Here is a 16,590-nt window from a genome sequence, read left to right as displayed (position 1 = left end):
CTCATTCTGTAATACATTGAATCATTTTTTCATTTCATATTTTATATACAAAAAACCTGTAGAGAAAACATTCCCTACAGGTTTTTCTTATTTCGTATTTATTATTTTCTCTTTATAACTCTTCAATTTACTCGTCAATCCTATTAAAGCAGGTAACAATATCGGCATTACAATTAAAGCTAATAGTAAAAGAGCAACGCCAACAACGGATGCTACTTGTATAAGTGTCAATACTCCTGAAGGAATTAACGCTGCAAATGTCCCTCCTAAAATAAGTGCCGCTGATAATACGACTCCTCCTATGTGACGAGATGCATTTACAATTTTCGTTACTGAATCCCCTTCTAGCTCATTGTATCGCATCATAACGAAGATGCTATAATCCACTCCTAAAGCGACAATCATAATGAAGCTAAAGAATGGAACATTCCAGCTTAATGACTCTACGTTTAATACATGTGCACTAATTTGTTCACTTATACCAAGTGATGCAAAGTACGCTAAAATTAACGACCCAATAATAAAGATTGAGTTTAAGAATGAGCGTGTAATCACGATTAATACAAGCGAAATCCCTAATAACATAATCGTAGCAGTACGTAGGAAATCTTGCCCGGTTACTTCTTTTAAATCAACGTTTCTAGCTGTTGTCCCGCCAATTGCTTTTTTCGCATCATTTAGTTCTGTTCCCTTTAACGTACCATCTATCGTTTTATTAATTTCTTGAATGATAGGCATCGCTTCTTTTGAATACGGGTTTACGTCTAAAATAATTGTCATTTTAGCAATCTTTCTATTATGTGACATGTACGTATTCAATGCTTTTTGGAAATCTTCTCCTTCTAAAACTTCTTTCGGAATATAAAATTTCTCAGAGCTTTTCGACTCATTTAACTCTCCTAAATATTTTTGAGCGTCACCTAGACCGTTACTTACTTTTCCTAATCCCTCTGTACTTTTAGATAAACCTGATTGCAATTGCCCCATCTTTTCTTGTAAATCTTTCAGTCCAGTTAATAACTGTCCTTGCCCATCGTTTATTTTCGTTAATCCAGATTGTAAGTCAGCCGATTTGTTCGAAATTTGTTTTGAACCTGTAGCTCCTTCGTTCAATCCATTTTTCAGTTCAGCAGCTCCTTTTTGTAGTTGCGTTACTCCATTGTTCATTTCCTTTAAACCATTATCTACTTTTAATAATGATTGATTTGCTTCTTTAAATGAACTCATCACTGCTTTGTGCTGCGTCGCTAATTGATTTAATTCATTTGAAAGAACACTCAATTGCTTCTGAGCTTCTTTTGCAATTCCTAATGTTTGCTGCACATTAGGATCATTTGCTAATTCTGGTTTTGTTTGAATGAAATTGTTCATTAACGTTTCAATTTGTTCATATCCTTTTTTCGCACCATCAATCGCTTGAGAAATACTTCCGAAATATTGATCGTACGAACTTAAACCTTTTTCTAACTGAGCATAACCAGCATGAAGCTGCGAAGTTGCATTTGACAGGGCATTGATATTTCCGTTTAATGATGCTAGCCCATCCTCTATTTGCTTCGCTCCTTGTGCTCCATTGTTTATTCCATTCGATAATTGATTTAAAGCTGTTCCTAATGCTGATACGCCATTTTTCGCTTCATTTGTTCCATCAATTAACTTTTGAACATTTGCAAGACTATTTGAGTCATTACTACCCATTTTATCTTTCGCATCAGTTAATCCTTCATTAATTTCTTTTATGCCACCATTTGCATCGCCTAAGCCTGTATTCAATTCTCCGGCTTGTTTATTTATATATAATTCTTTAATCTTATCTCCAGTTGGACGCGTCGGTGAATATACTTCTGAGACTCCTTTAACTTTCGAGATTTTATCAGTAAGTTCATCTAAAGTTTGTAAAGAAGTCGCCTCATCTAACTTTTTATCCGATTGAATGACTAACGTACTTGGTGAAGAAAACCAGGCGGAAAATGCTCTTCTATTACGTTAATCCCCATTTTTGATTCATATTTATTATCCACTTCAAATAAATCATTGTAATTAAGCGTGTTAGAATATTTTAATACGAATGGAATCGATATCACGAATACGATAATTAAAGCGATAAATGGTCTTGCTACTGAATTTTTTGCAAAGAATCCCCATAAGCGACTATCCTCATGACCTTTAAATGTTTTAACTGGATAAAACATTCCTTTTCCTAAAAGCACCATGAAAAATGGATTTAAAGTAGTTAATACGAGTAGTAGTACTGCGACACCAATTGCTACCGCTGAAGTAGATTGATATAATTTAAAACTCGCTAAAGCAAGAGATGCAAAGCCAATTAGTACTGCTATCCCGCTATATAAAACAGTTTTACCTGCCGATTTAAACGTTTCTTTCGTAGCCAAAAATGCATTTTCTTGTTTACTTAATTCTTCTTTAAATCTCGTATATAATAAAATGTTATAGTCTGTTCCTACTCCAAACAGGACGACAACTACAAACACTTGCGTAAAGTTTGAAAACGGAAAATTAAATTGATCAACAAGATGGGCAATAATCCCCATTGAAATTAAATACGAAACACCAACTGTAAGAAGAGAAATAATCGGAACAACTGGTGAACGGAATACAATGATTAATACTACAAGAATGAAAATGATCGAAATAACTTCTGTCTTTTTCACGCCCTCTTGAGAGGATGTAAGAAAATCACCCGCTATTAAATCACTTCCTGTTAAGTACGTTGTAACTCCTTTCGTTTGTACTTTTTCATGAAGGATATTTACATTTTTTGGTATTTTACCATGTTTTTTATCTACCGATATTTGCGTTAAAATAGTCGTATTATCTTTAGAAACTAATTGTTTCTCCAGTTCTTTATTATCTAAATGTGAAACGACTTCCTTAATTCCTAATTGCTCTTTTTCATTTTGCAGGGCATTGATCGTTTTCGTTATTTCCTCTTTTTGCTCATTTGTTAAAGCCTTCTTACTTCCACTATTAAAGACAGCTATAATTTCATACTTTTCAGCCCCTTCTTTATCCATCTCCTTTATCATCTTGTCAGCAATACTGCTTTGTTCTGTATTAGGAATCGTGATTTGCCCTTTTTCCTTCACTAACTGATCCATATTAGGCATCGTTACGATCATTGCAATAGTAATAACTATCCATAATAGAAGAGATAAACTTCTCCAACTTTTTAGCTTGCTCATTTGAATCATCTCCTGTTATTAGAGTTTCATGGTGCATAGAGAATGAATATTCATTCCCTGTTTTTGAAAATATCATTTCGGAATGAACGTTCATTCCTATTATCCTATTAAATTATTTTTCAATTCTATTAAATCACTCCCTGCGGAATGAATATTCATTCCGTTAATTGTACAGATATATCATCTCCTGTAATCGTTTTTTATATTTATTTAGGAATGAATGTTCATTCCTGTCCTTATAAAGCTATAGAATCAAATGATTCTAATAGCATTCCAAGAGCTTTCTTCCAATTCTTTTACTAATTCTTTTGAGTATTCTAACTGCCCTGTCGCCATTACTTTTATTAATTTTTCAAGCGGTTGATATACAATAATAATTAAAGCAATTATAGGCAATGGACGAAGAAAACCTTTTTCGATTCCATCTTCAATAATATTCATAAAGAAGCCTATAAAATCGTCAAATATTTTCTTACTCTGTTCATCAAGAAAATAACTATCACAGTGCGAATTTGTAAAAAGAAAAGCATCCACATTGTTTCTCGCAAATTCAAATAAACGGTTATACGTATGACTAAACTGTTCTCGAATATTTGCTTCAACAGGAAAATCAGTTTTTATTGTTTCAGATAGCTGTAGCATGCTTTTTGAAAATAATGAGTTAACGAGTGCCTCTTTATTTTCAAAATAGCGATAAATAGTACCAGCGCCGACATTTGCTTTTTCAGCGATCATCGGAATTGTCGTACCATCGTAACCACGCTCTGCGAAAAGTTTTATAGCAGCATCAAAAATATCCTCTTGCTTATTTTTAGCCATTTTTCTCACCTCAATTTTCAGGAATGAAAATTCATTCCGTTTATAATTATAAATTACATGGATTAAAAGTCAAGTGGTTAACATTCATAATGCTTCATTAAAAGCAGCAATGTACTATGACTAATTATAGTACATTGCCATTTAAACATTAGTATGCCGCACAAAGCTTTACAAAATTAAAAGAAATCATAAATAAACGGCTTACGCACCGGCACTACATTCTCAAATGCACGTATCTCCTCTTGGCTACCGCTTATTAAGTCTATTTCATTTAATTCTAGCGGTCGCTTGTAACCAAACATAATAGTAGATAACGCATTAATATCGATTTGAATTCCATTTTCTTTTGCTGTTTCTTCTTTAACGATTGTTATTTCATTATTTTTAAGTTGAACCGTTACGTTATTCCACGGTGCAAATGAATCTGTAATATGTAAAATTACTTCTTGCTCTTCGTTGTTCCAGTTCCATTCATATTGTTTGAAAAACTGTTCTACATCTACAATTCTTCCCATGAAATATGGAGTTACTTCTGCTTTTACTCGTGGTTCTTGTAATGTGTAAAGAAGTGGTTCTGTCTCACTTAGTATCATTTCTAGATCTTTAATCATAGAATCATGTTGGCAGATGAAGTTCCAAAGACCAATTCTTGCTTCATTATGTAATGGGACAAATTCTTCTACTTTCATTTTAGAATTCTCTATTTTGTATAAAATGTAACCAGCCGCCGTTTTATTTTCATCGTAGTAAACTGCCAATGTTAAATCATGATACACCGCTTGTAGCCACCATTTACGTCCGCGAACTAACATACCAGAAAATCGTTCTGCAAATGTTTCATATAGATTCTCTACTTCTTCTGGATGATTATCTTTACTAAAACGTTTCACTGTACCATTCACTTGTTTTTTAATTATTAAATCGCTCTTTGTCATCTGACATACGATTCGATTCGCACAAAGTTCCCAGCCGTATTTACGATAAAATGAAACGGCAAATGGATGTAACATCGATACACTATATCCATCTCTTTTCATAGTTTGCAGTGAATGCTGAAGTAACTCTTTTACATATCCACTTCTTCTATATTCCGGATACGTCGCTACCCCCGCAACGCCGCCCATTTTAAACTTTTCTTTTCCTATGTAAATATGAAAAGGAATTAAGTGCAACTTTGCAGCTAACTCTTCTCCTTCCATAATACCGTATATTTGATGGCTTTCCTTCATTCTTGCAATTTTCTGCTCTATCCATTCTTCATTTGCTTTATATTGAAAAGCATATTCTGATAAACGTAATGCTTCTCTAAACTTATCTTCTTTTAATTGTATAACGTTCATATATTTCTCCTCCATTCCTCGTTTGAATTATATCATAATTCAAACTATTATAGTTCGGTAAGTGAAATTACGAGGATGTTTCAACAAAAGATATCGATTTAGGAACAATCTAACATAAAGGCTCTTTTCAACTGCTTTCTATTGGCGGCATAAGAATATTAAAAGCCTTGCGTTCTCTTGGGTTTGCGAAGCTAAGAGGTACCATTGAAAGTGATGAAACTTATGACAACGGCAACATTACGGGCATAAAAAAACCAGTTGATTGAGAGAAACTGGTTCAATAAAGGTTTTATATTGGATATTCATTCAACCAAATTAATGCTTGTTCATAATCATCGAAAAATTTTACGGATTCTTTTGTATTGGATTGTTGTAAATAATTCATTATCTCCCCTTCTTCAAGGAGAAACGCAATTGCCTTACTGTGATTCAAAATGGTTTCATTGAAGAACTTATCTTTCCATGCTTTTTGAACAGAAAAATGATCTGGCGTGTATCCTTTTCTATCCACCAACAATTTGTATTTCCGACCCTCGGAAATGAATTGCTGACAAACCTGCTCGAAGCCATTAAACCATTCATAAACATCAGCTGTATTAATCTTGCCAATTAGATGGGTAACAATTAAATCCCCTGAAACTGTTGTGCTGATATTCTGTTTACTCAACTTGGAACCATCTCCCTTAGTTACAATTATGCGTAAAAATCTCATAAAATCAATAAGGATAAAATTCTTACGCAATAAAGCAACATTATTTACGAAAAAAGCCAACATAAAAAAGCAGATACATTGCATATCTGCTTCTCATCACTTTATTTAGCTAACGTTTGCAGTTCTTCAAAAAATGTAGGATACGATACACCTACTGCTTCTGCATCTTCAATCGTTGTTTCTCCTTCAGCTATACAGCCGGCAATCGCAAGCATCATTCCAATGCGGTGATCACCGTGACTATGTACTGTAGTTCCTTTTAGCTTACATTTACCGTAAATAATCATTCCGTCGTCGGTCGCTTCAATACGAGCTCCTAGTTTCGTTAGTTCAGCAACGACTGTATCGATACGATTCGTTTCTTTCACTTTTAGCTCGTGTGCATCTTTAATGACTGTAATTCCATCTGCTTGTGTTGCCGCTAAAGCGATAATTGGGATTTCATCAATCAGTCGTGGAATGATATCTCCACCGATTTCGATTCCTTTCAGCGACGATGTTTCGATTGTAATGTTTGCAGCTGGTTCAGATGCCCCTTCGTTAATTGACTCTACAGTAAATGTAGCACCCATTTTCTCTAAAACATCTATAATACCTGTACGTGTTGGATTCATTCCCACATTTTGTAATATTAGTTTACTATTTGGAATAATTGCACCTGCTACTAAGAAAAATGCCGCTGATGATACATCACCTGGCACTTGAACATCTGTTGCGGTTAACTTCTGTCCTCCTGCTAGTTTCACTGTTTTCCCCACGCGAGTTACTGTAACGCCAAACGCCTCAAGCATTCTTTCTGTATGATCGCGGGAAATATGAGGTTCTGTAACAGTTGTTACACCTTCTGCGCGAAGGCCTGCAAGTAAAATAGCTGATTTCACTTGCGCACTTGCTACCGGTGAAGTATATTCAATCGCCTTTAAATTCCCGCCTCGTATTGTGAGCGGCGTAAACGTTCCTTCTTTTCGGCCATCAATTTTTGCACCCATTTGCTTTAGTGGATTTGTTACACGTTGCATCGGTCTCTTCGCAATTGAAGCATCACCTTGCACGCAAGAAAAGAATGGTGTGTTTGCAAGTATTCCTGACATTAATCGAATCGTTGTACCAGAATTACCAACATCTAATACAGCTTTTGGCTCTTGTAAACCTTCTAATCCTGTTCCAATTACCGTAACTTCGTCTCTATTTTGTGTAATCTCTACTCCCATTTCTTTAAAACAAGAAATAGTACTTAAACAATCCGCACCAGGAAGAAATCCTTTAATTGTTGTTTTACCTTCCGCGATTGCGCCAAACATGACAGCGCGATGGGAAATTGATTTATCTCCAGGGATTGTAATTGTGCCATTCAATCCGTTATTTACAGTTTGTACTGTTTTTTCTTTCACGTTGTCACCCTCCTCATTAAATTGTTTCATACGTTTGGTATTCTTCTTTTCCGAGCGCAATTTTTGCCTGCGTTCGATCCTCTTCTCTTTGGAAACTAATTCGTAAAACTCCGAGCAATCCTTCTCGCGCTTCTAATATTTGCAAGTTCGTAATACTAATTTCTTCTTCTGCTAGAATGCTTGTGATATGGGCTAATGCCCCTACTTTATCTAAAACGTCGACGTATAAGTCGTGATAGGCAGGAATCGCTCCTCTTTTTCGAACTGGTAAAGAGTCACGATATTCTTTCGCATCTGCAAAATAACTTTGTATTTCTCCTGCATCTCCTTTAGAAACCGTCTTATATAGCTCTTCCATTTCTGAAATCCATTCTTCTAATAGTTCCAATAAATGCCCGCGATTTTGCTTTACGATATCACTCCACATTTTCGGACTACTTGATGCAATACGTGTTATATCTTTAAATCCGCCTGCCGCTAGTTGATGAATAAGCGGATTATCACCAGCATGTTTCTCAACTTGTTTTACTAATCCTGCTGCAATTAGGTGCGGAAAATGACTAACTATTCCTGTTATATAGTCATGTTCTTTTGTATTTAATACAAGAAAATGAGAGCCTGTTCCTTTTAACCATTCTTTTAGCTCGTCTACTTGATCCGCCTGCACGTGATTCATTGGCGTTAAAATGTAAAATGCGTTTTCAAAAAGGTGTGCCTTTGCACTTTCAACTCCTGTTTTGTGAGAACCTGCCATCGGATGACCGCCGATAAATGAAACTTTCTTTGGTAATAAAGCTTCCGCTTCATTCATGATTGTCCCTTTCGTACTTCCTACATCGGTAACAATGACATCTTCTCGTAAATGAAATGATGCAAGTTTGTGTAACAACTTTTTCGTTTCTTCAACTGGAGAGGCAAATACAATTAAATTTGCCTCCTCACATGCACGCTGTAAATCTACTGCTACTTCATCAACTACATGTAATTCTTTTGCGCGCTCTACTTGCTCTTTAAATATGTCATAACCGATAATCGTTACATCGTGCTCTTTTTTAATCGCTAATGCAAGAGAGCCTCCTATTAATCCAGTACCGATTAATACTACCTTTTTACACATTTGCCTCATCTCGAGACTTACCTTTTTTATTTTCAAAGTGTTGTTTTAACACTGAAATCACTCCTTCATTTTGTTCCCTAGTTCCGATTGTAATACGGACACCATTTGGGAACGGACGAATAATAAATCCTGCGTGTGCACAAGCTTCATAAATCTCTCCCCCATTATCTACTGGTAAGAAGATGAAGTTTGTTTGCGACGGATAAAATGGAATTTCACTTTCCGTACAAAAACTCTCGTATTGTTGTAATCCCTCTGTATTAACACGTACAATTTCTTCAATAAATGCTTCATCGTTAAAAGCAATCGTCGCTGCTTTTTGCGCTAATGAAGATACGTTAAATGGCAAACGTACGACATTTAATTTCTCGATTAACTCTTCCTGTCCAATCGCATAACCAACGCGGAAAGAAGCTAATCCGTACGCTTTAGAAAACGTTCTAAGTACAAGAATGTTGTTATGTTTTTCTAGAAGCGGTAATGTCTCAGGGAAATCTTTTGCTGTTACGTATTCATAGTACGCTTCATCAATGACAATTAACGTATTTTCACTAATGCTTTCAATGAATTGAGTCAATTTTCGCTCATTCACATATGTGCCTGTCGGATTGTTCGGATTACAAATCCATACGATTTTTGTATGTTCATCAACTGCTGAAGAAATTTCATCTAGATCATATACACCGTTCTTTAAAGCAATTTCTTTCACTTCACAGCCTTCAATAATTGCATGATGACGGTACTGAGGGAATGTCGCGCCGGCAGTTACGATATTATCTCCTTTACAGAGCACTGCACGACTTATAATTTGAATGACTTCATCAAGTCCACTACCACAAAGCACTTGTTCCATTTGCACTTGTAATTTCTCTGCAATTGTTTGACGGAGTACTTCAGCACCTCCGTCAGGATATAAAGCATGTTCCTGCGACGATTTTTGTAATTCTCCTAAAACAAGAGGTGAACAGCCAAATGGATTTTCATTTGATGCTAACTTAACAAATGAATGATTCCCGTATACTTCTTTCATTTGCTCTGGTGATTTACCTGGTTTATACGGTTGTAATGATGATAGTTGATCTTTTACTCGCATGTTAAATCCACCTTTTCATTAAAATTCTTTTGCGTATTTGTTATGTTGCGAAATATTTTGTTTTAGTAATTCCATGCGATCTTTTCCGAATTGCTCGACTAGTGCACCGGCAAGTTCCCATGCAACGACAGCTTCAGCTACAACACCTGCTGCTGGTACTGCACAGCTATCAGATCTCTCAATACTCGCTTGGAACGCTTCTTTCGTATCAATATCTACGCTTGCTAACGGTTTATATAATGTAGGAATTGGCTTCATTACGCCTCTTACGACAATTGGCATACCTGTTGTCATACCGCCTTCTAAACCGCCGGCATTATTCGTATTTCTCGTGTATCCTTTTTCTTCATCCCATAAAATTTCATCGTGCACTTTACTTCCCGGCTGTCTTGCCGCTTCAAAACCAATTCCGATTTCAGCACCTTTAAACGCATTCACGCTCATAATAGCACCGGCAAGTTTTGCATCTAATTTGCGGTCGTAATGAACGTAGCTACCAACTCCAATTGGCATTCCTTCTGCAATGACTTCGACAATACCGCCTATAGAATCTCCGCTACTTTTCGCATCATCAATCACATTCATCATCTCTTGTTCTACTTCTTTATCTAAACATCGAACTGGTGAATTTTCAGTTATCGTTTGAATTTCTTCAATTGGTAAGTTTGAAATACGCTTCGCTTGTACCCCACCAATTTCAAGAACATGCCCTGCAATTTCCACGCCTAATTCTTTCAAAATTTGTTTCGCAACTGCACCAGCAGCAACACGAACTGTCGTTTCTCTTGCAGAAGAGCGCTCTAATACGTTTCTTATATCACGATGGCCGTATTTAATTGCCCCGTTTAAATCCGCATGTCCTGGACGTGGTTTTGTAATTGTGCGTTTCATATCTTTACTTTCTTTTTCCGAAATTGGCTCTGCACCCATTACTTTCGTCCAATGTTTGAAATCATCATTTTTTACAATTAACGTGATCGGCGAGCCAAGTGTCATCCCATGACGAACACCACTTACAATTTCAACTGTATCAGTTTCAATTTGCATGCGTCTTCCGCGTCCGTGCCCTTTTTGTCTTCTTAATAATTCTTTATTAATATGTTCCGCTGTTAATGTTAAACCTGCTGGTACACCTTCTAAAATAACTGTTAACTGCGGCCCATGTGATTCTCCAGCTGTAATGTATCTCATTTCTCTTGCCCCTTTACTATTTTTTTGTACAAAAAAGTCCCTACTGAGCGCTCAGTAGGGACGATGTTTATCGCGGTACCACCCTAGTTGTAGACTTCTTTCGTCTACCTCTCTTCTTCTTTAACGATCGTTTGACCGTCTTTCTCTCCAAAAGTTGGCGGGAAAGATGCTCCAAGGCTGTAATTCATGCTTACCTTTGTACTGATTCACACCGGCCATCAGCTCTCTTTAACAATGAGATAAGCACTACTGTTTCCTCTTCAGCGCATTTATGATATGGAATTAAGATAATTTATTTTTGAAACCTTTTAACTCATCCATGAATCTATGGAATTCTGGAATATCCATTTGTTGCGCAGAATCTGATAACGCAACTGCTGGGTCTGGATGAACTTCAGCCATTACTGCATCTGCTCCAATAGCAAGTGCTGCTTTCGCTGTTGGTAATAATAGATCTCTACGTCCTGTTGAATGTGTTACGTCAACGATAACTGGTAAATGTGTTTCTTTCTTTAAAATCGGTACTGCTGAAATATCTAATGTGTTACGTGTCGCTCTTTCGTATGTGCGAATACCACGCTCACATAAAATAATTTGGTCGTTTCCTTGTGCAATGATGTATTCCGCTGCATTAATGAACTCATCAATCGTTGCTGCTAAACCACGTTTTAATAATACTGGCTTATTAACTTTACCTACAGCTCGTAGTAAATCGAAGTTTTGCATGTTACGTGCTCCAACTTGAATTACATCAACGTATTCTAGCGCCATTTCAACATCGTTCGGATTTAAAATTTCACTAATAATCGCTAAGTCGAACTCATCTGCTACTTGGCGTAAAATTTGTAAACCTTCTACTCCTAAACCTTGGAAATCGTATGGAGATGTTCTCGGTTTGAAAGCACCACCGCGCATTAATTTTAAGCCTTGGTCTTTCATAGCTTGCCCTACTTGGCGAACTTGCTCTAAACTTTCTACCGCACAAGGTCCCATGATGAACGTTTGTGTTCCGTTTCCAATCAATTCACCTTTAACATTAACAATTGTATTTTCTTTTTTCTTTTTACGTGAAACTAGTAATGCTTTACGGTTATCATCTTCTTGTAATTCTAAGCTTGCTTTGAAAATCGTTTTGAAAATATGTTGAATCGTTGACGTTTCGAATGGTCCTTCGTTATGCTCTGCAAGCATATCAAGTACTTCACGCTCACGTACTGGATCAAAGCGTTTCGTACCTTGTACTTGTTTTTGCTCCCCAATCTTTTGAACGATTTCACCGCGTTTGTTTAATAGGTGTAATAATTGTAAGTTAATTTCATCTACCTGTTTACGTAATTGATCTAATTCGTGATTTGCCATTTGGAAATCCTCCTCTAATGTTTTAAAAGTATAGTAAGAGAATAAAAAATTCTCTATTTTCTGAACTGGTTAATTATACAAATTTAAAGTGGAATCGATACCTCTTCTTATTTTAAACTAATAATTACCATAAAGACACTAACTACTAGTTAATAAGCCACTTTTTTGTACAAAAAAGCCCTACTGATTCAATCAGTAGGGACGATATTTATCGCGGTACCACCCTAGTTGTAGACTTATTTCGCCTACCTCTCTTCATTGTTAACGATCATCTGACCGTCTTTCCCTTCATAAAGACAATAACTATCTTTACTACGAAAAAGATGCTCCAGGACTGTAATTCGCTCTTGTTTTTGTACTGGTTCGCACCAACCACCAGCTCTCTGTTACAGGGAAACAACAACTACTTCTTTTCCTTTCAACGCGTGACTATTTTATTTTCAAGTTGGACCACTAAAATACAAAAAGTCCCTACTGAATAAATCAGTAGGGACGATATTTATCGCGGTACCACCCTAGTTGTAGACTAACTTTCCGTCTACCTCTCTTCACTGTTAACGATCAATTGACCGCTTTTCCTTCATAAAGACAATAGTATCTTTACTACGAAAAAGATGCTCCAAGACTGTAATTCATGATTATCCCTGTACTGGTTCACACCAACCACCAGCTCTCTGTTACAGTAAGACTAACCACTACTGTGATCTCTTCATTGCACTTTGTTTATTCAAATGTTTTTGAAATTGAATAAGTATGATTCGTATTATAGAACGCTTTTCAAAACACTGTCAATAACTTTTTATATATTTTTTAAAAATTCCACTTCCGCCCTATGATTCCTCTTGTAAATTCTCCGTTACGATTCCGATGCGAATTATTTCATTTTCTATTAAATTTAATACATGTCTTTCTACTTCATACCTGGTTAATAGTTCTTTTATTTGTATGATCACACTTTCAAGTAAATCGGCTTCTTGACACGTCTGCAGTAAAGTAAAAAACACATTTGCATACAATTCTTTATACGCTTTCATACGCTCTTTCTTTTCAAGTATCTCTATAAACAACTGTTTCATTTCTTCTTGATTAGATTGTCCTTCCACACCTTGAAATTTACTCGAAATAATATTTAATCCTTTTTCTAAAACCTCATCCATGCATAAAACAATACGTAAAAGCATCATATATTCTCTCGTTGTTATTACGCCCATTTTCGGACGTTCTCTTAAAAACACACTAAGCCACGCTGTCCAAAATTTTTGTTGTTCCTTACCACTTAACGTTTTTACGTAGTAGCATAAATACTGCATAAATTTAATTTTATTCTCTTCGTTTTCTTGCATCAAAAGTGGATATAACCAATCTGTTTTTTGCTCCCAATATAATACGCATTTAATAAATACAAAGCTAAGCCATTTTAAAAATGCTTCTCTCGTATATGGATGTAGTGCATCTAAATGTTCTACTGCATACTTAATATATCGTCTTATTTCTGTAAACAAAGGTAGATTAATTTGCGTATAACATAATCCCGCCCACGCATATTTCGTAAGCTCACTTTCTTTCTTTAAATCTAAGTAAGGTAATACATTTTTCCGACACCATTGCTTCTCAATATGGTATAAAAACGTAATATCTGCTGTTAAACGCGCAAACATAAAATTCGTTCTTTCCGAAGTAACCCTTACCTGCTCCTCAAATAAAAATAAATATTCATACACGTTGCGATCGTATAAATGATCATATGCTAGCAGTTTTAGTAATACAGCGGTCATCTTCCCAACAGGATGCTGTATAGATTCATTGTAAAACTCTTGTTTTCCAATCTTAAAATCCGATTCCCCTCTCATAACTTGTGGAAGTACAGAAAAAGCAAAGCGTTTTACAATCCTTATACTATTTTCATCTAACTCTTCTAATCGATTACTAATTTCATATAGAAAACTACTAATTAACCAATGAAAAGCAGTATTTCTAATAAATTTCTGCAATAACGGAATGATTTTTTGAATTTGTTCATTCGCCAAATTCCTATTATTTCGCCATTCTCTAATACACACAAACCATACTTCATTACTAATTTCGTGCACGCCTACTAGTTGATAAGCAAACGAAATACTCCACTCTACATTCAATTTACACGCTTTTGATAACATCTCTGAAAAATGGCGTTGTTCAAAAACACCGTCTCTTGAAAATTGCCGAACTTGCTCCATTATTTCATCGTCTTTCAGCTGCAGTAATCCATCAGCTGTTACATTGCATGTAATACGTTGTTCATTTGCCTCTTTCTTTGGAACACTGTATAGATCTGAAGAAAAATGGGGGTGTTTCTGTTTCATTAGCTCGTATCCTTCCGCCGTACACTTACTATTCGAATCACACGTGAATAGTAAGTCTAATACAAGACAAGCATCAAACGCCCTCTCTTCTGCAAGATACTCTAATACATGTTGAATTACTTCTTCTTTCGTTTCCTCTAAAGCATCTGCGTAATAATTCTTTAAAAGTTGAAACACTTCATGTTTACATGTGAAATCTAACAGAACATCTACATGTAACAACCACTTCAGTTTGTCATCCGCTGTAACGAATACATTATTAATCATTGCTTCAATTGCAATTCGCTTTTGAAGTACACTATCAGTTTCTATCATTTCTGTAATATAATGATTTGCTTTTTTCTCATTGTTTTCACATAAATATGTAAGACACTCTTTTACAATTTGAATTAAAAATGTAAAATCATTTTGCTGTAACTCCTGCTCTGAAATTTCTCTATCTCTTCTTTTCAGTGCATTTTGTCTTAATGACAATAGTTGTATCTTTTCTAACCCCGTAACCATAATCGGATTTGCGTAGTAAGCGATATGTGGTCTCATTTTCTCTTTCCAAATTCGCTCCACATGAGAAAAAATAGGCATCGGTATACGACTCGATTCCTCGAGTTCAATCGACTCTTGCGTATCATTTCCCCATCTTCTTACACGCTTCAATTTAAGTTTCCCATCTAAAATAAACGTTAATAGCAACAAGCCAATTTCTTTATGCTCAGGGAAAGAACATTTTTGCAATAAATATGTGATTATTTCAATAGAGCTACTATCTTTCTCTGCTGTTTCTAATAAAAGCAATGTCCATCTTGCAAACAACAAAGGGTCCATCGTTTCTTTCGTTTCGTTTAAGTAAGTACAAATTGTTCGCCACCATAACGGGGATATTTTAGAATGATTTTTAAAAATCAATTGAAATAGTTCTTTTTGATGACTAAATAGAAATTGCTCCACTAACCATTCCGCAAGCAATTCATCTACTTCATCATAATTTGCTGTAAGCAGAAATAAATTTCTTAGTTTCCCTTCTGCTTCAAGCCATTCCACCCATTCATAATCACGAGCAAATTCAACGAAGTACCGAACGGTTTCAATTTTTTTTATTGACTGTTTTATATAGGATAATTGCTCCTGCTCTACTGATGGAGGAACGGTTACAATATCACGAATACGCATTCTTTTCGTAATATAATTATCCCCCATTAATTCCGCCCACCGCTTCACCGCTTTCACAAGCGCCTGATGATTATTTGCTTTATTCGGATACACAATCGGTCTTATCCCTAAATGCTCCCAATGATATGTATTATCACCTTGTGCGACGAAAGCATAACGCCTTGTACTCGGTGGTAAGCCTGTTGCTAAATATTTCATTACAGGATCATTATGACTATACCCAACGAATAAAACAGTGTAATTTGAGAATAAATCAACTAAAAATCGTCTCGCCCATCCTTCTGTTAAGTAAGCCCTTCCAAAATCACCATCCGTTAAAATTAAAGCTTCTTTCTCTTGTTCTACATTCCCATGTATGTAAGCCAACCCTTTAAACGCTCTCCCTGTCGGTAAAGCAGGTGCATAATAAATATTCAGCTCTCTATTCATTTCTGTAATTACAGACGTAAAATGTTGATCAAAGTTTGTCGTTACAATTCGAACATCCGTATCTAACGGAAACAGCCTTGGAATCGCATAGTGTAATGGATTTGGTTTTGATTTTTCTATATTAACAAGGTCTCTTGCAACTTGATGCACATCTTTCGTTTTCGCAATTTTACCGAGATAATAATCGTGGGGTTCTGTCATCTCACGCCTTTCGACATATAAAGCTTTCGAAATTTCATCAACTAAATCATCGAAATTCGGTAAGTTTGATTTCCCCTTCATAGAAACTCCTGCTCCAACGAATAATACTAACTTACCTTGTTCAAGGTGATCGATTAACTCATCTGGAATTTCTACTTCTGAAGTTATCCACATCCCGGATTCCCCCTTACCTAAAAATGTCATACGCTCTCATTTCACTATAACA

General features: G+C 35.8%; 9 protein-coding genes, 1 pseudogene and 3 other annotated features. All 10 genes and pseudogenes read right to left on the bottom strand.

Annotated features, from left to right (window positions below):
- Positions 1-87: 87 nt before the first annotated feature.
- The 10 genes and pseudogenes from JFU54_RS16835 to JFU54_RS16790 all read right to left on the bottom strand — a co-directional run bounded on the left by JFU54_RS16835 (position 88) and on the right by JFU54_RS16790 (position 16,568).
- Positions 88-3,203 (bottom strand): annotated as a pseudogene (locus JFU54_RS16835) (MMPL family transporter).
- A 252-nt stretch (positions 3,204-3,455) separates the two neighbouring features.
- Positions 3,456-4,022: a TetR/AcrR family transcriptional regulator gene (locus JFU54_RS16830; protein WP_002013443.1), complete on the bottom strand. Its 567-nt coding sequence runs from the start codon at positions 4,020-4,022 to the stop codon at positions 3,456-3,458.
- A gap of 176 nt (positions 4,023-4,198) precedes the next feature.
- Positions 4,199-5,362: a GNAT family N-acetyltransferase gene (locus JFU54_RS16825; protein WP_063218669.1), complete on the bottom strand. Its 1,164-nt coding sequence runs from the start codon at positions 5,360-5,362 to the stop codon at positions 4,199-4,201.
- A gap of 289 nt (positions 5,363-5,651) precedes the next feature.
- Positions 5,652-6,158: a SpoIIAA family protein gene (locus JFU54_RS16820; protein WP_016101187.1), complete on the bottom strand. Its 507-nt coding sequence runs from the start codon at positions 6,156-6,158 to the stop codon at positions 5,652-5,654.
- Between the two features lie 17 nt (positions 6,159-6,175).
- Positions 6,176-7,465, bottom strand: coding sequence for a 3-phosphoshikimate 1-carboxyvinyltransferase (aroA, locus tag JFU54_RS16815; RefSeq protein WP_201065526.1), 1,290 nt, complete (start codon positions 7,463-7,465; stop codon positions 6,176-6,178).
- Between the two features lie 16 nt (positions 7,466-7,481).
- Complete coding sequence (tyrA, locus tag JFU54_RS16810) at positions 7,482-8,582, bottom strand: prephenate dehydrogenase (protein ID WP_201065524.1); 1,101 nt, start codon at positions 8,580-8,582, stop codon at positions 7,482-7,484.
- Positions 8,575-9,675, bottom strand: coding sequence for a histidinol-phosphate transaminase (hisC, locus tag JFU54_RS16805; protein ID WP_201065522.1), 1,101 nt, complete (start codon positions 9,673-9,675; stop codon positions 8,575-8,577). Before hisC ends, tyrA begins: the two co-directional genes overlap by 8 nt.
- An 18-nt stretch (positions 9,676-9,693) precedes the next feature.
- Positions 9,694-10,866, bottom strand: a complete 1,173-nt coding sequence (aroC, locus tag JFU54_RS16800) for a chorismate synthase (RefSeq protein WP_201065518.1) — start codon at positions 10,864-10,866, stop codon at positions 9,694-9,696.
- 53 nt (positions 10,867-10,919) lie between these two features.
- Positions 10,920-11,139 (bottom strand) — a binding site (T-box leader).
- A gap of 9 nt (positions 11,140-11,148) precedes the next feature.
- Positions 11,149-12,225 carry a bifunctional 3-deoxy-7-phosphoheptulonate synthase/chorismate mutase gene (locus tag JFU54_RS16795; protein ID WP_002013433.1) on the bottom strand — a complete coding sequence of 359 codons (1,077 nt, stop codon included), beginning with the start codon at positions 12,223-12,225 and terminating at the stop codon, positions 11,149-11,151.
- A gap of 194 nt (positions 12,226-12,419) precedes the next feature.
- Positions 12,420-12,656: a binding site (T-box leader), on the bottom strand.
- Between the two features lie 54 nt (positions 12,657-12,710).
- Positions 12,711-12,947 (bottom strand) — a binding site (T-box leader).
- Between the two features lie 108 nt (positions 12,948-13,055).
- Complete coding sequence (locus tag JFU54_RS16790; protein WP_201065516.1) at positions 13,056-16,568, bottom strand: DUF4020 domain-containing protein; 3,513 nt, start codon at positions 16,566-16,568, stop codon at positions 13,056-13,058.
- Positions 16,569-16,590 lie beyond the last annotated feature (22 nt).

Origin of the sequence: Bacillus sp. TH19 (assembly GCF_016651075.1) — a bacterium.
Lineage (GTDB): Bacteria > Bacillota > Bacilli > Bacillales > Bacillaceae_G > Bacillus_A > Bacillus_A mycoides.
The sequence above is the reverse complement of the archived record's forward strand: the minus strand, read 5'-3'. Positions and strand labels throughout refer to the sequence as shown.